The sequence below is a fragment of the Acetobacter fallax genome (assembly GCF_011516735.1).
GTDB classification, from domain to species: Bacteria; Pseudomonadota; Alphaproteobacteria; order Acetobacterales; family Acetobacteraceae; genus Acetobacter; species Acetobacter fallax.
Genome location: NZ_WOSX01000001.1, coordinates 120,627 through 145,058 on the forward strand (window position 1 = coordinate 120,627; position 24,432 = coordinate 145,058).

18 protein-coding genes and 2 tRNA genes are annotated in these 24,432 nt (G+C 56.1%); 16 read left to right on the forward strand and 4 right to left on the reverse strand.

What is annotated here, in order from left to right; translation table 11 throughout:
- Positions 1-284 precede the first annotated feature (284 nt).
- The 3 genes from GOB85_RS00580 to GOB85_RS00590 all read left to right on the forward strand — a co-directional run bounded on the left by GOB85_RS00580 (position 285) and on the right by GOB85_RS00590 (position 6,216).
- Positions 285-3,458: an efflux RND transporter permease subunit gene (locus tag GOB85_RS00580; RefSeq protein WP_173575672.1), complete on the forward strand. Its 3,174-nt coding sequence runs from the start codon at positions 285-287 to the stop codon at positions 3,456-3,458.
- Positions 3,458-4,642, forward strand: coding sequence for an efflux RND transporter periplasmic adaptor subunit (locus tag GOB85_RS00585; protein ID WP_173575673.1), 1,185 nt, complete (start codon positions 3,458-3,460; stop codon positions 4,640-4,642). The genes GOB85_RS00580 and GOB85_RS00585 overlap by 1 nt, the downstream gene beginning before the upstream one ends.
- A gap of 71 nt (positions 4,643-4,713) precedes the next feature.
- Positions 4,714-6,216 (forward strand): efflux transporter outer membrane subunit, encoded by a 1,503-nt coding sequence (locus tag GOB85_RS00590; RefSeq protein ID WP_242011214.1) that lies wholly within the window; start codon positions 4,714-4,716, stop codon positions 6,214-6,216.
- 617 nt (positions 6,217-6,833) lie between these two features.
- Here the strand turns inward: GOB85_RS00590 and GOB85_RS00595 are convergent.
- Positions 6,834-8,348 (reverse strand): amino acid permease, encoded by a 1,515-nt coding sequence (locus tag GOB85_RS00595; RefSeq protein ID WP_173575674.1) that lies wholly within the window; start codon positions 8,346-8,348, stop codon positions 6,834-6,836.
- 55 nt (positions 8,349-8,403) lie between these two features.
- Here GOB85_RS00595 and argC point away from each other — a divergent pair, with 55 nt between their 5' ends.
- The gene (argC, locus tag GOB85_RS00600) at positions 8,404-9,333 is read left to right on the forward strand and encodes an N-acetyl-gamma-glutamyl-phosphate reductase (RefSeq protein ID WP_173575675.1); all 930 of its coding nucleotides are present in this window, start codon (positions 8,404-8,406) and stop codon (positions 9,331-9,333) included.
- A gap of 474 nt (positions 9,334-9,807) precedes the next feature.
- Here the strand turns inward: argC and GOB85_RS00605 are convergent, their stop codons facing one another.
- Positions 9,808-10,944 carry a glycosyltransferase family 4 protein gene (locus tag GOB85_RS00605; protein WP_173575676.1) on the reverse strand — a complete coding sequence of 379 codons (1,137 nt, stop codon included), beginning with the start codon at positions 10,942-10,944 and terminating at the stop codon, positions 9,808-9,810.
- Positions 10,945-11,295: 351 nt separating this feature from the next.
- Here GOB85_RS00605 and GOB85_RS00610 point away from each other — a divergent pair.
- Both GOB85_RS00610 and GOB85_RS00615 read left to right on the forward strand, forming a co-directional pair.
- Positions 11,296-11,379, forward strand: a tRNA-Leu gene (locus GOB85_RS00610).
- A 17-nt stretch (positions 11,380-11,396) separates the two neighbouring features.
- On the forward strand, positions 11,397-12,587 hold the full coding sequence (locus GOB85_RS00615; protein ID WP_173575677.1) for a phosphoserine transaminase: 1,191 nt from the start codon (positions 11,397-11,399) through the stop codon (positions 12,585-12,587).
- 239 nt (positions 12,588-12,826) lie between these two features.
- On the opposite strand, the gene GOB85_RS00620 is transcribed toward GOB85_RS00615, so the two are convergent.
- Both GOB85_RS00620 and lipB read right to left on the reverse strand, forming a co-directional pair.
- The gene (locus GOB85_RS00620; protein WP_242011180.1) at positions 12,827-13,615 is read right to left on the reverse strand and encodes a CDP-diacylglycerol diphosphatase; all 789 of its coding nucleotides are present in this window, start codon (positions 13,613-13,615) and stop codon (positions 12,827-12,829) included.
- Positions 13,616-13,849: 234 nt separating this feature from the next.
- A complete protein-coding gene (gene lipB / locus GOB85_RS00625; RefSeq protein ID WP_173575679.1) occupies positions 13,850-14,605 on the reverse strand; it encodes a lipoyl(octanoyl) transferase LipB in 756 nt (251 codons plus the stop codon).
- Positions 14,606-14,661: 56 nt separating this feature from the next.
- Here lipB and GOB85_RS00630 point away from each other — a divergent pair.
- From GOB85_RS00630 to GOB85_RS00675, 10 genes are all read left to right on the forward strand, one after another.
- A tRNA-Leu gene (locus GOB85_RS00630) sits at positions 14,662-14,747 on the forward strand.
- A gap of 241 nt (positions 14,748-14,988) precedes the next feature.
- Positions 14,989-15,870, forward strand: coding sequence for a UTP--glucose-1-phosphate uridylyltransferase GalU (gene galU, locus GOB85_RS00635; RefSeq protein ID WP_173575680.1), 882 nt, complete (start codon positions 14,989-14,991; stop codon positions 15,868-15,870).
- A complete protein-coding gene (gene pgmG, locus GOB85_RS00640) occupies positions 15,867-17,276 on the forward strand; it encodes a phosphoglucomutase/phosphomannomutase PgmG (protein WP_173575681.1) in 1,410 nt (469 codons plus the stop codon). Before galU ends, pgmG begins: the two co-directional genes overlap by 4 nt.
- 27 nt (positions 17,277-17,303) lie before the next feature.
- Positions 17,304-17,486, forward strand: a complete 183-nt coding sequence (locus tag GOB85_RS00645; RefSeq protein ID WP_173575682.1) for a DUF3553 domain-containing protein — start codon at positions 17,304-17,306, stop codon at positions 17,484-17,486.
- Positions 17,487-17,668: 182 nt separating this feature from the next.
- The gene (gene moaA / locus GOB85_RS00650) at positions 17,669-18,697 is read left to right on the forward strand and encodes a GTP 3',8-cyclase MoaA (protein WP_173575683.1); all 1,029 of its coding nucleotides are present in this window, start codon (positions 17,669-17,671) and stop codon (positions 18,695-18,697) included.
- Between the two features lie 160 nt (positions 18,698-18,857).
- Positions 18,858-19,643 (forward strand): DNA polymerase beta superfamily protein, encoded by a 786-nt coding sequence (locus GOB85_RS00655; RefSeq protein WP_173575684.1) that lies wholly within the window; start codon positions 18,858-18,860, stop codon positions 19,641-19,643.
- Positions 19,644-19,772: 129 nt separating this feature from the next.
- Positions 19,773-20,759: an aldo/keto reductase gene (locus tag GOB85_RS00660; RefSeq protein WP_173575685.1), complete on the forward strand. Its 987-nt coding sequence runs from the start codon at positions 19,773-19,775 to the stop codon at positions 20,757-20,759.
- A 483-nt stretch (positions 20,760-21,242) separates the two neighbouring features.
- A complete protein-coding gene (locus tag GOB85_RS00665) occupies positions 21,243-22,700 on the forward strand; it encodes an NAD(P)-binding domain-containing protein (protein WP_242011215.1) in 1,458 nt (485 codons plus the stop codon).
- A gap of 139 nt (positions 22,701-22,839) precedes the next feature.
- A complete protein-coding gene (locus GOB85_RS00670) occupies positions 22,840-23,055 on the forward strand; it encodes a DUF4089 domain-containing protein (RefSeq protein WP_173575686.1) in 216 nt (71 codons plus the stop codon).
- Entirely contained in the window at positions 23,052-24,431 is a 1,380-nt protein-coding gene (locus GOB85_RS00675) for an AtzE family amidohydrolase (RefSeq protein ID WP_173575687.1), read from the forward strand. Before GOB85_RS00670 ends, GOB85_RS00675 begins: the two co-directional genes overlap by 4 nt.
- Position 24,432 lies beyond the last annotated feature (1 nt).

A 24,432-nucleotide genomic window follows, 5' to 3' on the forward strand; every position in this document is an offset into this window, starting at 1 on the left:
TTTCGGAATGACTCTTAGGACAGGCGGACCCGGTTGGCCAGCATGACGTCCGGGCGGAAGCCGGACGCCCGGTTCCGATACGTTATCCGAAACGGTTAAACGCTAATTTATATGACAAATTATTTTTCCAAATATATGTCAAAAGATGTCCAGATACGCCTCTTATGCATGCGTGATTTACCGTTAAATCATACATAAGAGGGCGGTGCCTGGACATGAACGCAGCCTCCTGCACCTGCCCTGGACGGCGGCGTCGCAATGATTTCACAGGGTAAGGCAGATCAATGAATGCCATAGTCGTTACAGCACTGCGACGTCCCTACACGTTCGTCGTTCTTTCCATTCTTATTGTTCTGATGGGTTTTCTTTCGATCAGAAAGACGCCTGCGGACGTATTTCCGAACATCAGAATCCCTGCCATTGCGGTGGTATGGAGCTATTCGGGGATGCTTCCCGATGAGTTTGCCGGGCGCATCATGTACAATTTCGAGCAGGGTGTGACCTCTACGGTGGAGGGAATCGACCATATGGAGGCTGACTCCTTTTATGGTCGTGGAATTGTGAAAATATATTTCCAGCCAGGCACTGAGATCGGGGCTGCCGAGGCAGATGTGACGGCCATCTCGCAGACGGTGCTGCAACAGCTGCCGGAGCATATTGCCGCACCAATGATCATGAGGCTGGAGGCATCTTCGGTTCCTGTGATCTCGTTGCAGCTGACTTCGGACACAATGACGCCGTCGGATCTGTTCAAGCTGGCATTCATCCGAATGCGGTCTCTGCTGGTGACGATTCCGGGGGCTGTTGTGCCGCATCCTTATGGCGGCATGGACAGTTTCGTGATGATCGCGCTGAACCAGCAGCAGCTTCAGGCGCATCATCTTTCAGCGATGGATGTGCAGACTGCTCTGGACAGCCAGAACGTCGTGCGTCCGGCGGGTGATCAGAAGATCGGGCCGACGGACTGGATGGTACAGACCAACGCGACACCTCGAACGCTGGAGGACATTGCGGATATTCCGATCAAACGGGTCGGCAATGCGGTGGTTTATATTCGCGACGTTGGCGATGTGTATCGCGGCGGCCATCCGCAGACGAACAGCGTGATCGTCAAGGGTAAGCAGGCTGTCATCATGGTGGTGATGAAGAGCGGTGAGGCCTCGACGCTGGACGTGGTTAACGGCGTGAAGAAAATGATGCCGCGTCTGCAGGCGGTACTGCCGTCGACGGTGCATCTGAGCGTTCTTAATGACGCTTCGGGCTTTGTGATCGACTCCATTCATGACGTGATGAGGGAGATGGCGACGGCGGCGGCACTGACCGGGCTTGTCGTTTTGCTGTTTCTCGGGTCGTGGCGCTCAACGGTGATCATTGCGACTTCCATTCCCCTGGCCATTCTGTGCTCGCTGATTGCGCTGGGCTGGGCGGGGCAGACGATCAACGTGATGACGCTGGGCGGGCTGGCGCTGGCGGTTGGTATTCTTGTCGATGATGCCACGGTGATGATCGAGAACATCGACACGCATCTGGAGGAGGGCAAGGAGCTTGAGCCGGCGATTATCGATGCGGCCAATCAGATCGTTATTCCGACTTTTGTTTCGACCACCTGTATCTGCATTGTCTGGCTGCCGCTGTTCGGTCTGAGCGGTGTGGCGGGCTGGCTGTTCATGCCGATGGCTGAAGCAATCATCTTTGCGATGATCGCATCTTTCATTCTGTCGCGGACGCTGGTGCCGACGATGGCAAAATTCCTGCTGGCGGGACACATCCAGCCGGGACTTCATGGAGAGGAGCACGAGGCTCTGCCCCACGGGCAAAATGCTTTCACGCGGTTTCAGAAGGGGTTCGAGCGTAAATTCACGGCGTTCCGCGAGAGTTATCGCGGCTTGCTGGGACGGCTGATTGAGCGACGTCTGGCTTTTGTGGGAGTTTTTCTCGGAGTTTCGGTGCTGTCCTGCGGACTGTACTTTATCTCGGGCCGGGACTTCTTTCCGGAGATCAAATCCGACCAGTTGCAGATGCATATGCGTGCGCCGCTGGGGGCTCGCATTGAAGTTGCGGACCGGATTGCGGCGCTGACCGCCGACCGGATCGATGCGCTGCTACCGGGTAAAGTGCATGATGTTGTTGCCAACTGCGGCCTTCCCGAGGGGCCACATAACCAGGCGTTCATTCCGACGCCGACACTGGGCACGCAGGATTGCGATCTGACGATTACGCTGAACGATGAGGCGTCTCCTGTGTGGGATTACCGCGCCGTCCTTCGGAAAGGGTTGTCAGCGAGTTTTCCAGGCACGGTATTTACGTTCCAGCCTGCCGATCTGACGGCGAAAATTCTGAATTTCGGGTCACCGTCACCGATTGACGTAAAGATCGGCGGTCCTGATCTGGACGAGAGCTACAGATACGCACTGAAACTGGTGAACCGGTTGCGGAAGGTCACGGGGGCTGCGGATGTTTCGCTGCAGCAGACAATGAAGACGCCGACGCTGTTTGTGGAAGGTGATCGCAGCTTCGAGCAGGCGACCGGTGTGACGGAAGGGAACCTGGCGGATAACGAGCTGATGACGCTTGCGGGCAGCTCACAGGTCGATCCGCAATACTGGTACGACCCGAAAATGGGTGTGACGTTCACGCTGAATACCTACGTCTCTCAGGATCAGCTCACGCACTACAATGACCTGCTCACGATCCCGGTTGATAAAGGGGATGCTGATCCGTCGGGTAAATCGTTCCAGCTTCTGGGCGCGATGAGCCGGATTAAGGCAACGGGCACGCCGGGTGAGGTATCGCATTATAACTCGATGCCAGCGTTTGACATCTATGTGTCTGCGGAAGGCACCGATCTCGGGACGGTTCTGAAGGGCGTGCAGCGTGAGGTTGCTGCGACGGCGAAGGATGTGCCACGCGGGGCTGCTGTCGACATCGACGGACAGGCGACAACGATGAGCAGTGCTTACGCGGAACTGCTCGGCGGCCTCATGGTGTCGATCGTGCTGATTTATCTTCTTATTGTCGTCAACTTTCAGTCCTGGCTTGATCCGTTCATCATCATCTCGGCCCTCCCTGGCGCGCTGGCGGGGATTGCCTGGAGCCTGTTCCTGACGCGCACGCATCTGTCAGTACCTGCGCTGACGGGGGCGATCATGTGCATGGGCACGGCGACGGCGAACTCGATCCTGGTTGTGTCCTATGCCCGTGAACGTCTGGAGATTCACGGCGAGCCACTACGGGCAGCGCTGGAGGCAGGTTACGGGCGTATTCGTCCGGTGATCATGACGGCCAGCGCGATGATTGTCGGCATGGTGCCGATGTCGATCAGTAACTCGCAGAATGCGCCTCTGGGTAAGGCAGTGATTGGTGGTCTGATTGTGGCCACGATCTCGACCCTGCTGTTTGTGCCCTGTGTTTACGCAATTTTCTACAGCCGCAAATCTTCCCGTAAGGAGACAGTCTGATGGCGCGCTCAACCGGTCATCATCCCGCCCTGCTCGCTGGCGTGTGCGTGCTTGCACTCGCTTCCGGCTGGATCGTGATCTCGCGTATTCATGAATCGAAAAGTCTGCGTGAACTGACGGCACATAATGCCATCCCCGATGTGGAGGTCATCACATCGCAGCCGGGAGCGAAGACGCTGACGCTGACTCTTCCGGGGACGATCGATGCCTGGTATCAGGCACCGATTTATCCGCAGGCATCCGGGTATGTGAAGATGTGGTATAAAGATTTCGGTGCTGAAGTGAAGGCTGGCGATGTTCTGGCTGATGTGAATGCACCGGGTCTGGATGCTCAGTATCAGCAGGCGAAAGCAGACTACGAAGCGACAGCAGCGAAGTATAACCTGACGGTTGTGAGCGCGGCACGCTGGCATGCGATGGCGCAGTCTCAGGCTGTTTCGGGGCAGTCGGTTTCAGTTGCCGATGCCAACAGGAAATCCGGTTATGCGGAGATGGAAGCGGCGCAACATAATGTAGATCGTTTTGAGGCGCTGGAGAAGTTCAAGTCGGTTGTGGCACCGTTCGATGGCATCGTGACGTCGCGTGACATTAACGTCGGCGATTACGTCAGCGCAGGTGGTGGCGAGCACAGCGCATCCGGGGAAGCGAACCAGATTTTTACGGTCTCCGACATTCACAGCATGCGGCTCTTTGTGTCTGTTCCGGAGGTTTTTTCCTACATCCTCAAACCTGGCATGACGGCAACAGTCTCCGTGCCGCAGTTTCCCAACCACACATTCGAGGCAAAGTTTTTAACGGTGGCGAAGGGCTATGACCCGAACACGCGCACCGCAGTCACGGAGTTTACGATCGACAATCCGGATCATCTGCTGTGGCCAGGAACATTTGCTTCAGTTCATCTGACGGCACCTGCGGAGAGTGGAGTGCAGAGGATTCCGACGTCCACGCTGGTGTTTGAAGAGAAGGGGATGCAGGTCGCGATTGTCGACAACACGAACCATGTGCATTTCCGCAATATTCAGGTCGGGCGGATGGCCGATACGAGAACGGATGTAATTTCAGGGATTCAGCCGGGGGATCGTATTATCCGTAATCCGCCGGCTGATTTGCTGGAGGGGCAGGAAGTTCGCGTGGTGGTGCCTGAAAAGGGGTATGAGCAGGACGACCAGGAGATCGAGGGATGAGAGTGTCTCTGATGGCTCCGGCGCGGAGCGGGACGGGGCGCGTTGTCTCTGCGGTGATCGGTCTTTCCGGGATGCTGATGCTGTCCGGGTGCGATCTGGCTCCGGCTTATCAGACTCCTCATTTCGTTGTCCCGGATAGCTGGAGCGGGCAGTCGCCATTTGCGAGGGCGACGCCTGCAGATATGCAGTTGCCGTCGGACTGGTGGCATCTCTTTGGTGATCCGGAACTGGATGCGCTGGAAGAGAAAGCGATTGCGCAGAACGCAGATCTTCAGGCAGCGGCGGAGCGGTTTACGCAGGCACGGTCGCTGGTCATGAAGGCGCGGGCTGATCTGCTGCCGCATTTCGGGATGGCGTTTGGAGCGTCTGACAATAAGCAGTCAGCGGACGCTCTGTTCCGGTATAAGGGGGCTATTACGCAGACAGATGAATTTTATGGCGGTCTGGCATCCTGGGAGCCCGATTTCTGGTCAGAGATCCGCAATCAGGTTCGGATGAGCAAATATGCGGCGCAGGAGAAGGCGGCAGATTTTGCCGGAGCGCGGCTAAGCATCGAGGCTGATCTGGCCAGCGATTATGTCGCGTTGCGTGGGTATGATGCGCAGGAGGCGATTTATCGCCGATCCATCGCGTATTTTCAGAAGGCGGTGGATATGACTCACACGCAGCTGGTCAATCAGGCAGCGCCGCGTCTGGATCTCGCAAGGGCGCAGAATCAGCTTTATGTGACACAGGCGGCGGAGCTGGATCTGCGGGCGCAGCGCGAGGTGACGGAGCATGCGATTGCGATCCTGACCAATACGGCGCCGGAAAGTTTTCACATTGAGCCACAGGATGAGTTCAGATTTCGTGATATCGATGTGCCGACAGGAATGCCGTCTGAACTGTTGCAGCGCCGGCCCGATATTGCTTCTGCCGAAAGGGTGATGGCGCAGGCGAACCGGTCGATCGGCGTGGCGCGGGCAGCGTTTTATCCACATATTTCGCTGAATGCGGATGGAGGTTTTCACGCCAACGGGTTCGATCTGGCGAAACTGGCGAACAGTATGTGGTCATATGGCGCGACGGCATCGATGCCGATCTTTGAGGGCGGCTTGCGACGGGCTTCGCTGCAGTATTCGTGGTCGGCTTATCGGGAGACACGGGATGATTATCGTTCGACGGTGCTTTCGGCATTTCGCGAGATTGAGGATGAGTTGTCGCGGACGCGGCTTCTGCGGGCTGAAGATGCCCGGCTGAAGCAGGCTGTCGGGACGGCGCTGGACATGCAGGACATGACGATGACGCTGTATAAAGGAGGTGTTTCCGATTATCTGTCCGCGATTGTGGCGCAGGAGGCTGCGCTGGATTCCCGGATTTCTGAAGTGCAGGTGGCGGCGCGGTCTGTGCAGGCGACGGTCGGGCTGATTCGGGCGCTGGGTGGGGGCTGGAATCAGATACAGCTGCCGACGCCGGACCAGACGATGACATTCGATCCTTTGCAGTATAACGGCCTGCGATATCCGAAGCCGGCTGGCGGGATCGGCGCACAGGCACCGGAAGGATATGAGAATCTGGTGACGGGGATTCGGTAAAGAAAAAACCGTCTCGCGACACAGGATCGGGCGTTCGTCTGTTTCTGACTACGTCCGTCCTGCGTGTGACTGCAGGCTGCGCATTCGCTGCCGGACTAATGTCCGGCTCAGTCGTGACGTGGACACGCATCGCTACAGCTCCAACGTTTCCGTGAGGGACTGAGCGCATCGCCTCAATAAGGTCAAAACCCGTATATCCTGCTGCGGGAACGTAGTGCAGACTCGTTGCGGCAATGGATGCCTAGTTACATTTGTAGCGGGTATCCGTTTGCGTGAAATGCGAGAGCTTCCGGGTAATCTGCAAGGCTCGCTGTGACCTGGATTTTTCCTGCGAGCAGTCGCTGTCGACCGGCACTGGTAATCCAGCATGATATCAGGGTTTTTTGTGATGATCTTGTCGAGGACACGATAAAATTCGATCCCGATATATCGACGATTCTTTGCGCCAAAGCTGATGTAGTGACGTGGGTTCTTGCATTGGCCACGCAACCGGAGAGGCTCAAACAAATACTGCTGAGAGCAGCGGATGTCCCGAAACGTCTCACCACGTCAATATTCTGTTTGTGTCTCTGAACTGGATGGTATCAGCCAAAATATATCCGGAGACGCATGGACGACTATTTTTTATTCCGGGCTCCGGGAATGAAGTTCCAGGCGAGCGCAGTCAGCAGCGTGGTGCTCAGGCTGGCGATCAGTGTCATGCGCTGAGAGGAATCGATGGCCATAGCGATGACGACAATCAGGACAGCGGCAATGGTCAGGTAGTTGGCGGCCGGGAAGAGGGGAACGGAATTGAAGGACCATGGCGTGCCCGAGGTTTGCGCGGCCTGTTTCATGCGCAGATGAGCGATGACGATCATCAGATAAATGAACAGCATGACGGCACCGGTCGCGCCGACGAGGAAAGCGAAGACAGTTCCCGGGGCAAGGACGGACGAGAAGGCTGCGAGCAGGCCGATGATCCCGGAGACGGTCACGGCAGTTCGGGGCGCGCCAGTTCTAGAGACGGAGGCAAACATGCCGGGGGCTTCGCCGTGGCGGGCGAGGTTGCGAAGGGTTCGGGCGGTGACGAAAAGCGAGGAATTGAGACAGGAGATGACGGCGCTGAGCACGACGAGGCGAATGAGGATGGCAGCACCGGGAACACCCATGACGTCCATCGCAAGAACGAAGGGCGACTGGCCGGGAGCTATTTCGTTCCAGGGTTTAATACTGAGGATGAGAAGAAACGAGGTAATGTAGAAAACGGTGATGCGGGTGCCGGTGGTGCGGGTGACGCGGGAGAGATTGCGGGGCGCATCGTGGGATTCGGCTGCGGCAATGGTGGCGATTTCGCAGCCAACCATGGAGAAAAGGACGGTGGGGAGAACGGCGGCGAGCGCGCCGATACCATGGGGCAGGATGCCGCCATGGCCGGAAAATGTCGCCAGCGGGGTGGGGTGTCCGCCGAGAATGCCGCACAGGTAAAGGATGCCGAGCGCGCAGAAGCCGACGATACTGACCACTTTGATGAGAGAGAGCCAGAACTCGAATTCGCCGAAGACGCCGACAGCAGTGAGGTTGATCAGGATGATCGCCATGACCAGAAAGGCAGCCACAAGCCAGACGGGAAGACTGATCCAGTCCTGGAGGAGGATGGCGCCGGCGATGGCTTCGCTGCCGACAGTGACGACCCAGAAGCCCCAGTAGAGCCAGCCGGCGACAAAGCCGGCACGGGGGCCGCAGCCTTCGCGGATGTAGTCGACGAAAGAGCCGAGGCCTGGGCGGGCGATAAGCATTTCGCCCAGCACGCGCATGACCATGACAACCAGCGCACCTGTGAAAACGAAGGTAAACAGAACACCGGGTCCTGCGCCGGCGATGGCAGCGCTGCTGCCGACGAAGAGACCCGCACCGATGACCCCGCCGAGAGCGATCATAGCGATGTGTCGGGTTTTGAGCTGACTGATGGAATTATGAGGAGCGCTGGCCGGAACGGCAGAAGGCGGACTGACTGGATGCACGCTGGGGAAACCTCGCTGACCCTGTTCGGTCTGATCTGTTGTTGCTCCAGACTGCCGGAGGGGAGGAACAGGCGCAATATGTTTCGAAACCGGGATGGATTTGCGTGACTCGCGTGAGAGTGCGCTCATGGCTATAGAACATGGCCAAAGAACTCTGAGAGACCGCAGGGCAGGGAAACGGCTGATGGCACAGAAACCGACCGTCTTCATTGACGGAGAAGCAGGCACAACGGGGCTCGGGATACGCGAGCGTCTGCTCTCGCTGCCAGTGCAGATCCATTCGGTTGATCCCCGGCGACGCAAAGACCCCGAGGCGCGGGCAGATGCGATGGCGGCGTGTGATCTTGTCGTGCTTTGTTTGCCTGATAAAGCTTCGCGCGAAGCTGTCGGTATGATCGACAGCATGGCTGCGTCAGGCGGTCGCACTCCGAAGGTGCTTGATGCCAGCACGGCATTCCGGACATCTTCCGACTGGGCTTATGGTTTTCCTGAGTTGTCATCCGATCAGCCGGAAATCATTCGTCAGGCGGCCCGTGTCTCCAATCCCGGATGCTATCCCACAGGTGCCATCGCATTGCTGAGACCGCTGATCGATGCGGGTGTTGTTCCATCTGATTTTCCTGTCGCAATCAATGCGGTCAGCGGATACACCGGCGGCGGACGGGGCATGATTGAGGAACAGGAGCGCGATGGCGGTCCACCGTTTCTGCTGTATGGCCTTGGCCTTGCACATAAGCATATTCCGGAGATCGAACGGCATGCCGGCCTTACACGCCGGCCACTTTTCGTGCCGTCTGTCGGACATTTCCCGCGAGGAATGATCGTTTCTGTCCCGCTTCATCTCGATCTGCTGAATCGAAATGCACGTGCGGAAGATCTGAAGCGAATTCTGGAAGAATATTATTGTGACTCTGCTTTTATCAGTGTCTGCGAGGCAGAAAGCACGCTGATCGCTGATGCTCTTGCCGGCTCGGACAAGATGGAGCTTCGGATTCATTGCAACGCACAGCATCAGCATATTGTACTGACGGCCCGGCTTGATAATCTCGGGAAAGGCGCTTCAGGAGCTGCTATTCAGAATATCGCACTGATGCTCGGAGTTTCGCCTGATTAAGTATTGCGTGGCATTTTTAAAGGTCCGGTTTCTCAGGACATGTCTTTTTATATCATCCGGACCAGGTCTCTCGCGATCGGACAGCAAAACGATACTGAAACTTTACGTTTATAAAGACTGTCTTTTTGCATAATGGCACCGATGATTTTCGGTTTCAAAGGCATCGTTTATGAACTGATTACTCTCATAAGCGATGATGAAGCGACGCCGGTTTCAATGGTCGGACAAAAGCTGGCGCCGATATCCTGAAGAAAACGGTCACTTCATGGGTGAAAGCATGGATATCGGCGCACATGTCGCTGCGATCGTTACCGGCCGGGTATCTCTGGATATTACGATCCGGGTGCACGATAGCCGTAATCCGCTTTTTCTGCCCCGTGTGGTTGTACGCCGTTTCCGGAGTTTGCGACGACATCGGCACGAACTTATTTTATTCGCCGGAAAGAGAATTCTGCTGGCCCTGAGCGGGTTTGTTCAGGCAGCATCCGAAAGAACCGAAATCGGATTGCTGCCTGACTGAGTAACGCTGCCACTGTTTGTGCCACCCGGAATATGTTCCAGCGCGCGTTGGCCTGCTTCCTGGAAACGGGCATGGCTAAATTCCTTCAGTACATGTGCCCGGGCTGTTGCGCCGACGGTTTCGAGGCGTTCCGGTTGCTGCAATATTCTGATGAGTGCTTCAGCCAGCGCATGAGGGTCTTCGGGAGGAACTTTCCAGCCCGTGACATCATCGATCACAGAATGTGACAGCTCTCCGACGGATGAGGCAAGAACGCCCAGACCTGCCTGCATGGCTTCGTGCGCAGCGATGCAAAATCCTTCGCGGCGTGAGGGTTGCAGATAAAGATGCTGATGAGCGAGAAAATCCTGTGTGTCAGTGACAAAACCGTCCAGACGAAGGCAGCTCAGACCAGCATTTCTGATCGTTTCAAGCAGGCAGGCTTTCTCTTTCCCCTGGCCACCGATGGTGATCTCGAAAGGCGGCAGGATATCCCGCGGGAGCAGGCGTAATGCTTCGCACAGAACATCGTAGCCCTTGGCGGGATGCAGGCGGCCCAGAGAGCCGATGCGGATGATCTCTCCCCGCCGCCACGGGCGAGTTTGCAAAGCGTCCGAAGAGACTGAAAAAATTGGCCAGCAACTGACGCGTTCATCAGGCAGGGACAGGCGCTCTCGAGTCAGGGTGGCTACGAATGCTGAATCGGCAATCCAGTGGCAGGACAACTGTCGTGTCAATTTCAGAAGAGCAAGGTTTTCACGCTTAAGATAGGCGTTGTGCTGCCAGCTTACGACAGGAATGCTTTGCTGAAGTCCAACCAGCTGACCGAGCAGAGTAGAACGCGTAAGAGAGGTCCAGATATGCGTGGGAGCCAGTTTTCTCACTTCGTGGCTGAGCCATCGCAGAGCGCCGAGATGATCTTTCTCACCACCTTCGCGGGTTATGACGTTAAATCCGGTACTGACCAGCCAGCTTTCTGCCTGACGATCGCGCGGTGTCAGAGCAAGGACGGTCACTGAATGGCCGCAGGCCTGCAAAAATGAGGCGACAGGTTTCAGACCGGCTACTGCACCGCCACCTTCGAGAGAGTTGATGACGTAGGCGATGCGCATAACAACACTCCGCCAGCCCGATATCGGTACTGGTATGTGTGACGATACCGCGAGTGTCCGAAAAGCTTCTGTGAGATCAGAACTCAGGGAAACAACCCGCACCGGGAGCTGGTGTGGTTGCCGCAGGGCGCAGGGCTTGCCCGGTGCGCGCTAACATTGCAGCCGGAATGTGAAGTAGTAGTGCGTTTCAGTGTCGAAGCATGTCTGGTGTATGACATAAATCCTCAGGCAACCATGCGGGTTTGTGCAGGTGCGTCCGAGGTGACTCAAGGTCATTTCGGGCAATCTGCCAGTGTGCTCGTGATCGGGATCTTTCCCCGTATGCTGGTTGCTGGTAAAGAGACCCCTGTTGCGAGAGTGGCGGAATGGTAGACGCAGTCGACTCAAAATCGACCGCCGCAAGGCATGGGGGTTCGAATCCCCCCTTTCGCACCATTCAGTCCGGACGGGTCATGACAGTCACCGCATCGCCAGCCTCCACTCCTCTTCGCAAGCCCGATACCCGGCCCGCGAATCCCAATTTTTCTTCCGGTCCCTGCGCCAAGCGACCAGGCTGGACGATTGAGTCGCTTTCCGGGGCGTTTCTCGGGCGCTCTCATCGTTCACCGGAAGGGCGGGCACGCCTCAGGGAAGTCATCGACCGGTCAGCGAAAATTCTTGGGATGCCAGCAGGCTGGCGCCTTGGGATTGTTCCGGGGTCAGATACCGGAGCGGTTGAAATGGCATTGTGGTCTCTTCTCGGAACCCGATCCGTTGACGTTCTGGCTTTTGAAAGTTTTTCAGCGACCTGGGCGACTGATATTACGGCACAACTTGGCCTTGATGCTCGTGTGCTGAAGGCTGATTATGGTCAGTTGCCTGATCTTTCCGTCGTTGACTGGTCACGGGATGTGGTGCTTGCCTGGAACGGGACGACATCCGGCGCACGCTTCCCGGATGACGCCGCCATTCCGGCGCAGCATGATGGTCTGGTGATTTGTGACGCAACATCGGCTGCGTTTGCGATGGATATCCCCTGGGACAGACTCGATGTCGTTACCTGGTCCTGGCAGAAAGCACTGGGTGGCGAAGCCGCGCACGGTATGCTGGCTCTGTCGCCGCGTGCGGTTGCCCGTCTGGAGGCTTATCCGTCGCCGCGACCGCTGCCGAAAATATTTCGCCTGACCTCGAAAGGGAAACTTATTGAGGGCATTTTCAGGGGAGACACGATCAATACACCTTCCATGCTCTGCGTTGAGGACGCGATCGACAGCCTGAAATGGGCGAAAGAGGCAGGTGGATTGCAGGCACTTAAAGAGCGGAGCCAGGCAAACCTTGCGGCGGTGGCGAAATGGCAGGCATCTTCGGACTGGGCCGGTTTTCTTGCTGAAGAAGCCGGCATTCGCTCCGGCACATCAATCTGTCTGCGTATTACGGCCCCCTGGTTCATGGCACTTGATGCAGAGACACAGACAAAGGCGGCGAAGCGCATTGCCGCATTGCTGAATGATGAAGGTGTAGCATTCGACATCGCAAGTTATCGCGATGCTCCGCCAGGGCTGCGGATCTGGGGTGGAGCTACGATTGAATTGAGCGATATTGAGGCGCTTCTTCCCTGGCTGGACTGGGCCGAATCTGTAACTCGTTCTGAATTTTCCGGCTGATGAACGTAGTGTTCAGAACGGTAAAACTGTTTCTGAATTAATAAAGATTGGGATTGAGCGGCATCACAGGCGCCGTGCCCGTTCCGGAAAACCGGACGACAAATTCCGGAATCTGTATGTGCGAGATGCTGGTTCGCAGGGGCTCGACGACCATGTAATTTCTGTGGTCATGATCAGGATGCCGGACTTAGGAAGACATCTGAAAACAGGTTATTATTGCAGGGCAGTGGCGCAAGCCGTCATAATGGATGGTGGACTGCGGTGACGAGTGGATCCTGTTCGATAATCGCACAGCTATGATCCTGGAGTTCTTCTGCCGAGCCGCGATCCTTACGTAGCGGTTCGGCAACATCGTCTAAAATCAGGAAACCCTGGCGATTTCCACCGAATTTTTCTGGCACGACTGCCAGCGTGTGGTGACCCATTTCATGCTCCGGATCCCTGAGCGAGCGGGCCAGCAGGAGAAATGGCTTCACCCCGGCGAGGGATGAAGCCTCTACACGCATGGCGCGGTAAGGATGTCCAAGCAGAGGAGCGGGAAGGGGAGCCCAGTCATTTCCCACTCTGTCACGCATATAATAGAGAGCGACTTTCACCTCAGGCCGGATGCATTCGACATGAATATGCAACTGATTCTGCGATCGCCCGTCCTGTGAATTGATTGCCAGCGCCACATCCTCTCGCGGCAGCTGCACTCCATATCCTTCGCCGACTCGTGTGGCCTGCGTCCAAGCATGAGCGAAATAATCAGGAGTGCGGAGATCGCGCAAAGCAGGCGCTTCCATGCCAGGAACGCGGTCAGTCGGAATCAGCAGATACTGGGATTTGCCTTCAATACTCTTCAGGACCGCAATCCGATGAGGCATGTCCATAACGGTACAGGGGCCGACATTTCCCTGAGAACCCGTTTGCAGAGCACATCGCTCATGCACGATATGCCACAAAGCATCCGGATTCGCTGCCTTTGCGATCGGGGAGAAAATCAGCACCAGGCATGCGCCCGCAAAAAACAGCTTCAATGAAGTCAAGCTATCCCCATTTCCGGCAATCATACCGGGAATTGATGCAGGTGAGTTTCCATCTCCTGATATCGTTAATCATCTCCTTTGAATTCGTCACGTTCTGATTCCGGTGCGGAGGGTTTTCAGATCAGCACCAGGAAACCGGTTTCTGCCGATGCCGGGTTGAACTGAGCTCTGGCCAGGGTGGCATGGCCGATGCGCAACGTGCCCTGCATTATTGCCGGCATCATGCTGGTATCCTCAGATTGATACGCATGTTGCCTCGCCAGAGATCAGTCGGGACCACTCTTCACGCAGAATAGTGTCTACCGCAGACATATCGGTGGCGATCCCCAGCTTTTGCAGACTTGTGACTCCGTATTCTGTGATTCCACACGGCACGATTCCCTCGAATGCCGAGATATCCGGATCCACATTCAGTGAAATTCCGTGCCAGCTTACCCACCGCGTAACCCGCACACCCAGGGCCGCGATCTTTGCTTCGGTCCCGGTTCGCGGGTCAACAACCCAGACACCGATACGCCCGTCACGGCGTTCTCCCTTTACGCCAAAGCGGGCCAGAGTCGCGATAATCCAGGCTTCCAAAAAACAGACATAGGCACGGAGATCCCGCGGCGGAACCGGGCCATGCTGCTGTGAGAGATCAAGCATCAGATAGGCCACCCGCTGGCCGGGACCATGATAAGTCCATTGCCCCCCGCGACCGGCCGGATAGGTCGGATATCCGCGAGGGTTAAAGAGATCAGTCTCTTTTGCTGATGTTCCTGCGGTGAACAGCGAAGGGTGTTCAAGGAGCCAGATTCGCTCCTGCTTATTGTCCGCACGAATCCCCCGGATGATTTTCTCCATCCGGCCAAGAGCGACCGGATAAGGGACAAATCCGTCGGATCGTTCCCACAAAACCGACCTGCCACCGCCGTCGATCTCATCGCGGAATACCGGATCGAATTCTTCTTCACGAATCGTAAGTTCTGCCGTTGCAGCCTGGTCAGTCATGGGTTATACGCCCCTCCACTCCTCCGGTATCACTCAGATGGTGCCGGTTGTCACGGGCGGCCGTGGCGGAATGGTAGACGCGCAAGCTTGAGGTGCTTGTGGGGGAAACCCTGTGGAAGTTCGAGTCTTCTCGGCCGCACCAGTGATCCTTTTTCGGGACACAGTCTTTATTTAAAATCGTTGTCTGTAATGCGGCATCGGGGCGGAATGCTCTGACCGCAGGTCAGATCAGCATTGCTAACGATATGTTAGCATTCGCTGCGTTTTTAATTCCCCTCGCCACTAGAACGAAATGATAAGACCGATCTACAGTCGCGCATCCGCTTTGGGTGTGTGCCTGTCGTGCGCCCTGTTTACCGCATCATGGATGAAGGTACCATTTCGTGACAAAGCCTTTACGTAAAGCCGTCCTGCCAGTTGCCGGTCTGGGCACCAGATTCCTTCCGGCCACCAAGGCCATGCCAAAGGAAATGCTGCCTGTCGTGGACAGGCCCCTCATACAATATGCGGTCGACGAAGCGCGTGCGGCAGGGATCGAAGAGATCTGCCTGATCACCGGTCGCGGCAAAGATTCTCTGATCGACTATTTCGATGTTGCGTTCGAACTCGAATACACGCTCCGCGAGCGCAATAAGGTCGAGGCGCTCAAAGCCCTTGAGCCCAGCAGCATCGAAGCTGGTTCGCTCATTGCCGTGCGCCAGCAGGAACCGCTTGGCCTCGGGCACGCTATCTGGTGTGCCCGCAGCTTCATCGGTGACGACCCGTTCGCTATTCTTCTGCCTGATGATATCGTGCAGTCCGGCGTTCCCTGCCTCAAACAGCTGGCTGACGCCTATTATGAAACCGGCGGCAGTGTGGTGGCAGTTGAAGAAGTGCCGCGCGAGCACACCAACCGCTACGGCATCCTCAAGCCTGGCAAGGATGACGGCAAGCTCGTCGAGATCACCGGTCTGGTGGAAAAGCCGAAGCCGGAAGACGCGCCTTCAAATCTGTCCATTATTGGACGCTACGTGCTGACCCCTGAAATCATGCCCTTCCTGGCTCTGCTGGAAAAAGGCGCGGGCGGCGAAGTGCAGCTGACAGATGCGATGGCAAAGACGATCGGTAAAACGCCATTCCACGGTCTGCGCTATGAAGGTAAGCGGTTCGATTGCGGAAACAAGATCGGCTTCCTCGAAGCACAGATCGCTTTCGCGCTTGAGCGCCCCGAACTGGCGGATGATGTTCGTACATTTCTGAAGAAATATGACGGAGCCGCATCATGAGCTTTAAACATACTTTCGAGCAGACAAGCCTCCGTGAGTACGACATCCGTGGCATCGTCGGAAAGACGCTGGATGTCGAGGACGCCTATGCAATCGGCCGTACCTTCGCGAGCATCGTGATCGGTAATGGCGGAAAAACCGTCGTCATTGGTTATGATGGACGGCTTTCATCTCCTGCACTTGAAGAGGCGCTGGTGAATGGTGCGGTTGCGTCAGGTGCGGATGTCATTCGCATCGGCCGCGGACCGACTCCGATGCTGTATTTTGCTTCCGTCACGCTGAAAGCAGACGGCGCCATTATGGTGACAGGCAGCCATAATCCGGCGAATTATAACGGCTTCAAGATGATGCTGGCCGGCAAGCCTTTCTTTGGCGAGCAGATCCGGCATCTGGGGCATCTGTCGCATACAGGTGAAGTCGTGCCTGAGGCGAAGGGCACGGTTAAAACCATCGATATCAAAGAACAGTACCTCACGCGCCTGCTCAAAGATTACGATGGCGGCGATCGTAAACTGAAGGTTGTCTGGGATAACGGCAACAGTGTCGCCGGCGACGTGCTTAAGGATCTGCTGGTTAAGCTGCCAGGTGAGCATATCATCCTGAACGGCGAAGTTGACGGTAACTTCCCCGCTCATCATCCGGATCCGACAGTGGCCAGCAACCTGGCGCAGCTCATTGATGTCGTGAAAAAGGATAAGGCTGACCTCGGCATTGCTTTTGACGGCGATGCGGATCGTATCGGTCTTGTTGATGACAAGGGCGAGATTCTCTGGGGTGACCAGATCCTCGTTCTGCTGGCGCGTGATGTGCTGAAGCAGCATCCGGGCGGCACGATCATTGCCGATGTGAAAGCAAGCCAGGTGCTCTTCGACGAGGTGAAGAAGGCCGGTGGTGAGCCGCTGATGTGGCGCACGGGCCATTCGCTCATCAAATCGAAGATGGCAGAAACGAAATCGCCGCTGGCAGGCGAGATGTCGGGTCACATCTTCTTTGCCGATAAATGGTATGGCTTTGATGATGCAATCTATGCCGCGATCCGCGTGCTTGGTATTGTTGCCCGCATGAAGGAGCCGCTCTCCGCGTTCCGTGAGGCTCTGCCGGCAACGATTTCTACCCCGGAAATCCGGTTTGACTGCGATGATCATCGCAAGTTCAAAGTGATCGAGGAGGTGGCTGAGCGTCTCCGTAAAGATGGTGCTGACGTTTCCGAGATTGACGGCGTGCGTGTGAATACACCCGATGGATGGTGGCTGCTGCGTGCCTCCAATACCCAGGCTGTTCTCGTTGCCCGTTGTGAGGGCAAGAGCACACAGGGGCTGGAGAATCTCAAGCAGGCTCTGACTGTGCAGCTTGAGAAGTCCGGGCTTGAGAAGCCTGATTTCTCCGGTGAAAACGCGGGTCACTAACTGCTCGCATGACGGAGCGGAAACACCATGTCAGATCAGGGTGCTTTCCGCTCCTTTCTCGAGCCTGGTCAATGGGTGATACACCCTGATCATCCCGAATGGGGTACAGGCCAGGTTCAGTCTGCTATCGGCTCGCGGGTAACCGTAAATTTCGAGCATGCCGGCAAAGTCACAATCGACGCCAGAATTGTGACTCTTGAGGTGTCCTGAGAAAATTCCGCCAGCATGCCGGCGATGAGCGGTCTGAACAGACCACTGTAATGCTCTGATTTTCAAATAAATATTTCATCTTCAGCCTGACCGTCATGTCCGCATCATTCATTATTCTGACAGACGTGCCGTGCGTCGCCTGAGCCTTCACCTGCGTCCAGGTTTTGCGCTATACAGTACTAATGCAGTCCAGTTTGATCGACAGAAGTGGCAGACACATTTCCTATCTCCGGGTTTCGGTGACGGACCGGTGCGATATGCGCTGCGTGTACTGCATGGCCGAAGATATGGTGTTTCTGCCGCGCCAGGACGTACTCGATTTTGATGAACTTGAGCGACTATGTGCGATTTTTATCCGTCGGGGCGTCCGGCGGATCCGGCTGACGGGAGGCGAACCTCTCGTTCGGCGGGGTATTGATGATTTCGTTGGCCGGATGGGACACTGGCTTCAGTCAGATAACAGCCATTTCGATACCCGGGGCAAACTTGATGAACTGACTCTGACAACAAATGGGAGTCAGCTTCCCGCACATGCCAGGGCTCTGGCCGATGCCGGCATCAGGCGAATCAACGTCAGTCTCGATTCTCTCAACTCAGACCGTTTTGCACGAATCACGCGTCGTGGTCGTCTTGACCAGACATTGCGTGGCGTCCGGGCCGCCCGCGAAGCAGGCCTGTCGGTCAGGATCAACACCGTAGTGATGGCCGGTGTGAATGACGATGAGCTCGATGATTTCATTCGCTGGTGTGGAGAAACCGGCGCGGATTTGTGCCTGATTGAAACCATGCCTATGGGGGAGACAGGAGAGGATCGTCGCCAACACTATCTTCCCCTGTCTGACATCAGACGCGACCTGTCGCGGCGCTGGACACTGGAGGCGACAGATGTCCGCACAGCCGGCCCGGCGCGTTACGTGCGGATCGCGGAAACCGGGCACCGACTAGGGTTCATTACCCCGCTTAGTCATAATTTCTGTGAGACCTGTAATCGCGTCAGGTTGTCCTGCACCGGCCAGCTTTATACCTGCCTCGGTTCTGAAGACGCCACAGATCTCAGAGGCATCATGAGGGATGGTGGTTCGGATGATGACATCCATACTGCTATTGATGTTGCCCTTGCTCATAAGCCTGCACGTCATGATTTTCTTATTTCTGATCAAAACGGGACCGTGCAGGGACCAGCGCGCCATATGAGTGTGACTGGCGGCTGAATTCGTCGCAAAAAACAGACGCAGGCAGGTTGTCTGAGTGTTGACGCTTCATTTACTGGAAATGACATTGCTTCCATAAACTGTTGGTGAGACGGAATTCGCTGTTTTTCAACGAATCCCGTGTTTCATGTCGGCTAAGCGGTGGGCAACGAGGCCAGGAATGAATGAAATCAGTAAAGTCAGTTCGGAAATCGGGGAGGTCGTTGAGCGTTCACTGGAGCAGATTGAGCAATCTCTTGATGCCCGAATTGTTCTTGCCATGGATTCTGGTCTCCGTGGCAAGGGCACACCGACCCTGGATAGTCCTCATTGTATTCGTTTCGTTTATATTCACGCTCTTGACTGGTATCTGCGCCTGACGCCGGGTGCTGATCATGTTCAGCTTCCGGTCTCGAATGATTTTACGCTGACGGGATGGGACATTGGTCGCCTTCTGAAAACCATGAAGACAGGGGCGACTGACGAAACGGCATGGCTCCGAAGTGCCGTTATTTACCGGGCAGACGCAGATGTTCTGGCTCGCCTCCAAAATCTGCTGGCCAGAAGATGGCAGCCGGCACTGGAATTCCGGCAGGAACTAGGTCACGCGAAGAAACTTTTTGGTGGATGGGGGCTCGGGACCAATACGACGAGCAGCGATTTTATAGCGGCAATGCGGGCTATTCTGGCTGCAAGGTGGATTGCCGAAGGCCATGGTCCCGTTCCAGGAAACATTACCGGACTTTGTCACGATCTGAACGAAGAATTGCGTAATGAGATCAATGTCCTGCTGCAGGCGAATGCGACAACACCAAAGGGCTCTGTGGTGCCACCTGCACCACAATCTCAGGTGTTTTTTCTTTCTGAACTCCAGCGCCTTAAAGACGTTCATCTCGAAGAAAGCGCACAGACGGAAAATCTGCCGTTCGACCGCCTGTATGCCGAACTAGTGCGTCGCTTTGGCTGAGTCTCTCCTGATCCTGGTCATTTGAAGGCTGGGCGATCTCGTTCAGACTGATCGTTGTGGAGAGGCTTTTCGCCTTACGGAGCGTATGGCTCCATTTGCGTGTCATTACTGGAAAAGAAGGAAACTCTGATGACGCAGAGCATCGAGACAATCACGATTCCGGGTCTGCCATTTCCGGCATCACGGATCGCGCTGGGAACCTGGGCGATCGGAGGATGGATGTGGGGCGGACCGGACGACGAGAATGCCATAAAGACGGTTCATGAGGCGCTGGAGCTTGGTCTCAACCTCATCGATACAGCCCCGGTCTATGGTTTTGGTCATTCTGAGGAGGTCGTTGGAAAAGCTGTTGAGGGCAGAAGGGATAAAGTTCTTCTTGCAACCAAGCTTGGCCTCAACTGGAAAGATGGGAAAGTTTTTCGTGACAGCCATCCGGAACGACTGCGGCAGGAAGTTGAAGACTCGCTGAAACGACTGAGAACCGATCATATCGACCTCATTCAGGTGCACTGGCCAGACCCGAAGGTCAGCATCGCGGACGTCGCGCGGACACTCGAGGATCTCAGAAAAGAAGGCAAAGTCCTCGCCTTGGGTGCGAGTAACTTCTCCGTGGCGCAACTCGATGCATTTCGAGCCGAGGCGCCGCTGGCGGCGATTCAGCCTCCATATAATCTTTTCGAAAGGGAAATCGACAAGGACATTCTTCCTTACGCGAGGAAGCACGATCTTGTTGCTCTGGCCTACGGCCCGCTCTGCCGTGGCCTGCTGTCGGGGAAGATGACCGCGGAAACGACATTCGGCAAAGATGACCTGAGAAGTGGTGATCCAAAATTTCAGGAGCCTCGTTTTGGTCATTATCTCAAAGCAGTGGATGATCTGAAGGCTGTGGCCGACAAGCACGGTAAATCCCTGCTGGCGCTGGCTATTCGCTGGGTGCTTGATCGTGGTCCAACCATAGCACTCTGGGGCGCACGTCGCCCGGCGCAGATCAGTGGTGTTGATGAGGCTTTTGGCTGGTCGCTAAGTGCGCAGGATTTCCAGACGATTGATGAGATTCTGAGCCGCGATATCCCTGACCCGGTTGGTCCTGAGTTCATGGCTCCGCCTGACGCGTAATTCTGATCGGGCAGGCATCCGGATATTTATGCCCTGCGTTTTCTGACACGTTTTCGTCCGGAAAAGCAGGGCCACACGATGTTAATATTTCTGACACGCGCAACATTATAATTCGCCGCGCAAATTATTTCGCATCAAAAACGAAAAACTGGCGCATTCTGAACCGGTCGATATGAATGCCCTGATGATCCGTATCATCTTTGCTTTGGCTGTTAACTAACTGTTTTCTGATATTTTTGTCTCTTTTTACAGGCAGATGGTCTGTTGCATATATTCAGAGTGTTGCGTTTTCAGCAACAGGTCGGTCAGGATATTGTACTGGACGAGGCACCATCTCAGGCAGTTAATTTCGATCTCAGGATGGTGCGAGTGGGGGATCACTCGGTCGTGTCGGGGGGCGCGACCATCCGTTCCAAAGCGCGACAAACCATGCGATACAAAGTATATATGGTGCGAGCGCAGAACGATCTCGGAGCGCAAGGAATGGCCGAACCTGCTAAAAGTCGACATGACACGACACGACTCAGTGCACTTTCAGAGGAAGCGCGACGTGATCTCGATCTGATCCGTTATCCGCGCGCGGAATGGATGCGCCATACGGAGCATAACGGTCAGCCAGTGCTTGATGTTGCCATCATCGGTGCCGGTCAGGGTGGTCTGGCTGCGGCTTTTGCTCTCAAACGACTCAATGTTGACAATGTCTGCGTGTTTGACCGTGCCCATCGTGGCGGCGAGGGGCCGTGGGTTACTTTTGCGCGGATGGTGACCCTGCGCACTCCAAAATATGTCACCGGTCCTGATCTCGGTGTGCCGAGCCTGACGCCGCGAGCGTGGTTTGAAGCATGTTACGGAGAGGATGCCTGGGACGACCTTAATAAAATATCGCGCCAGGACTGGCAGGCTTATCTCGACTGGTATCGTGACACGCTGGAGCTGCCAGTCGAAAACGACCGTAGTTTTAAGCATGTCGAATGGGATAATGGCGTGCTGCGGCTCACTTTCGCGGATACGCAGGGGAATACCATTACGCGCTATGCGCGCAAACTGGTGCTGGCGACAGGTATCGATGGCGGAGGCTGCTGGAACACGCCGGCTTTCATCCGTAACGGTCTTCCGCGTGAACGCTTCGCGCATACATCCGGCACGATCGATTTTGAAGCGCTGCGCGGGAAGCGTATTGGCGTTCTCGGTGCAGGAGCCTCTGCTTTCGATAACGCCGCGACAGCGCTCGAAGCCGGCGTGGGTTCAGTTGATCTCTGTCTGCGCCGTAAGGTTGTGCCGTCAGTAAATCCTTATCGCTGGATGGAAAATACCGGTTTTCTCTCTCAGTTCGCCGCGCTGCCGGATCTGTTGCGCTGGCGCTTCATGGCTCACATTTATGATCTGAATCAGCCGCCACCGCAGGACACATTCTGGCGTTGTCGCCGCCATGAGAATTTTGCATTCCATACAGGGTGCCCCTGGAACGCCGTGCGGATGGATGGTGACGAAATCGTAGTGTCAACACCTCAGGGTGAGAAGCGTTATGATTTTGTGATTATCGGCACAGGATTTACCGTCGATCTGTCGCTCCGCCCCGAAACGGCGTCTTTTTCATCGTCCGTGGCGCTCTGGAAGGACCGGTTTACGCCACCGGAAGGCGAAGATCATGCCACGATCGCGGCTCATCCTTACCTTGGTGACGTGTATCAGTTTCTGCCGAAAACGGCTTCGGACCCAAAAGCATCAATGCTGGCGGCAATCCATAACTTCACTTTCTCAGCTACGCCGAGCATGGGCCTGTCAGGAGCGTCTATCAGCGGCATGCGGTTTGGCGTGGAGCGTCTTGCACGTGGCCTGATTCGTGATCTGTTTGTTGCTGACGGGCAGTATCACCTGGACAGTCTGCTTGCTTATGACACACCTGAACTCGTCAGCACCGAACCACCGGTCGGGGACTGAAGGTCTGTATTGTGTAAATCACCTGTATGATCTCAAGGGGTATCGCGAGGAAAACGAAACGAGGTTACGCTGGCGAAAATAATCGGCGTTCCGGACACGAAGTGCCGATTATGCAGGTGCAGCAGTAAGGAGAAAAGCTATGGCCGGGACACAGTCTGAGGATGAACTGCGTGCCGGAGTTCTCGCAACAGCGAGCGACGTTGCTGTTATGGCGCGACAGGTCGATCTTCTGATCTCTGATGACTGTCTGCCGGGCGTGGTCTTTAATACTGAACTGCTGCGCGGATATGTCACTCTTGTAGACGGACTTGTTCTTCCGGACGACTGTGAGCCCGCGTTCGGATATGTGCCATGACATTGCGCGCCGCCACGCTCGCTAACAATATTCGTTTCGGTCTGCGCACAGCGCGGGAAGTCATTGAAACCACGTTGCATACTCTGAAAACGCATGATCCTGCTTATGGCTGCGTTACGCGCCTTTTGTCTGAGCGGGCATTGCGTGCAGCTGACACAATTGATGCACGGATTAGGGCAGGGGAACCAACAGGGCCGCTGGCCGGCGTTCCGTTTGGCGTGAAGGATCTTTTCGATGTGGAAGGGATCATCACGACGGCTGGCTCCACAGTGCTGAAGGACAATGAACCGGCAAAGCAGGATGCAGCCGTCATAAGGCGGCTTGTTGCGGCCGGAGCAATTCCCGTTGCGACACTGAATATGGATGAGTTCGCATACGGCTTCGCGACCGAGAATTCTCATTACGGCACAACGAAAAATCCGCGAGATCCAACCCGGCTGGCTGGTGGATCTTCCGGCGGCTCCGCAGCAGCGGTCGCTGCGGGAATGCTGCCGATCACGCTGGGATCTGACACCAATGGATCAATCCGTGTTCCGGCATCGCTCTGCGGCGTATGGGGTCTGCGCCCCACGCAAGGGCGCCTGCCGCTCGAGGGCGTCTATCCGTTCGCTGCAAGTTTCGACACGATCGGGCCATTTGCGGGGACATCGGGGGATCTGAAACTCGCATTTGAAGCAATGGACGGGAGGGCTGCGGATGCGGCATCAGACGTCGGAACATTGCGTGTAGCGCGTCTCGGGGGCTGGTTTGAACGTGATCTTGCCTCTGGCCTTATCGACGGTATCGAGCGGATCATGTCTTTCCTGCAAAGCACGAAAACTGTCGAATTGCCCGAAGTTGCCCGCGCCCGTGCTGCCGCATTCATCATCACGGCATCCGAGGGGGGGAATTTGCATCTGCCCCGGTTGCGTCACCGTGCCATGGAATATGATCCGGCCACGCGTGACCGGCTGATGGCCGGAGCATTGCTGCCAGCATCGCCCATTATCCAGGCTCACCGGCTGCGTAACTGGTTCCGGGAGCATCTGCATGGCGCGTTCAGCGATGCAGATATCCTGATCGCACCCGCGACTGTCGGGCCGGCTCCACGTATCGATCAGCCGACAATCATTGTGGACGGAAAAGCAGTTTCCGCACGCGCTAATCTCGGCCTGTTTACGCAGCCGCTGACCCTTGGGGGTTTTCCTATCTTAGCTGCACCGCTGGCGCCCATGGAAAGTGGTGACGCCAGTTCTGAAGCGGGCCTCCCGCTCGGAGTGCAGATCATCGCGGCGCCAGGTCAGGAGCAGGCGCTTTTTGCCATCGGGGCAGCACTGGAACATGCTGGTCTGCTTGGATACCCGTTACGTGGCACCTCCGGTGAGAGCGAGGTCTGAC

Coding starts and splice junctions, on each gene's coding strand:
- lipB (WP_173575679.1), bottom strand. CDS start 14,605: ATGACTGACCAGGCTGCAACGGCAGAACTTACGATTCGTGAAGAAGAA.
- GOB85_RS00615 (WP_173575677.1), top strand. CDS start 11,397: ATGACAGTCACCGCATCGCCAGCCTCCACTCCTCTTCGCAAGCCCGAT.
- GOB85_RS00585 (WP_173575673.1), top strand. CDS start 3,458: ATGGCGCGCTCAACCGGTCATCATCCCGCCCTGCTCGCTGGCGTGTGC.
- moaA (WP_173575683.1), top strand. CDS start 17,669: ATGCAGTCCAGTTTGATCGACAGAAGTGGCAGACACATTTCCTATCTC.
- argC (WP_173575675.1), top strand. CDS start 8,404: ATGGCACAGAAACCGACCGTCTTCATTGACGGAGAAGCAGGCACAACG.
- GOB85_RS00665 (WP_242011215.1), top strand. CDS start 21,243: ATGGCCGAACCTGCTAAAAGTCGACATGACACGACACGACTCAGTGCA.
- GOB85_RS00670 (WP_173575686.1), top strand. CDS start 22,840: ATGGCCGGGACACAGTCTGAGGATGAACTGCGTGCCGGAGTTCTCGCA.
- GOB85_RS00595 (WP_173575674.1), bottom strand. CDS start 8,348: ATGAGCGCACTCTCACGCGAGTCACGCAAATCCATCCCGGTTTCGAAA.
- GOB85_RS00655 (WP_173575684.1), top strand. CDS start 18,858: ATGAATGAAATCAGTAAAGTCAGTTCGGAAATCGGGGAGGTCGTTGAG.
- GOB85_RS00580 (WP_173575672.1), top strand. CDS start 285: ATGAATGCCATAGTCGTTACAGCACTGCGACGTCCCTACACGTTCGTC.
- GOB85_RS00590 (WP_242011214.1), top strand. CDS start 4,714: ATGCTGATGCTGTCCGGGTGCGATCTGGCTCCGGCTTATCAGACTCCT.
- GOB85_RS00675 (WP_173575687.1), top strand. CDS start 23,052: ATGACATTGCGCGCCGCCACGCTCGCTAACAATATTCGTTTCGGTCTG.
- GOB85_RS00605 (WP_173575676.1), bottom strand. CDS start 10,944: ATGCGCATCGCCTACGTCATCAACTCTCTCGAAGGTGGCGGTGCAGTA.
- GOB85_RS00660 (WP_173575685.1), top strand. CDS start 19,773: ATGACGCAGAGCATCGAGACAATCACGATTCCGGGTCTGCCATTTCCG.
- pgmG (WP_173575681.1), top strand. CDS start 15,867: ATGAGCTTTAAACATACTTTCGAGCAGACAAGCCTCCGTGAGTACGAC.
- GOB85_RS00645 (WP_173575682.1), top strand. CDS start 17,304: ATGTCAGATCAGGGTGCTTTCCGCTCCTTTCTCGAGCCTGGTCAATGG.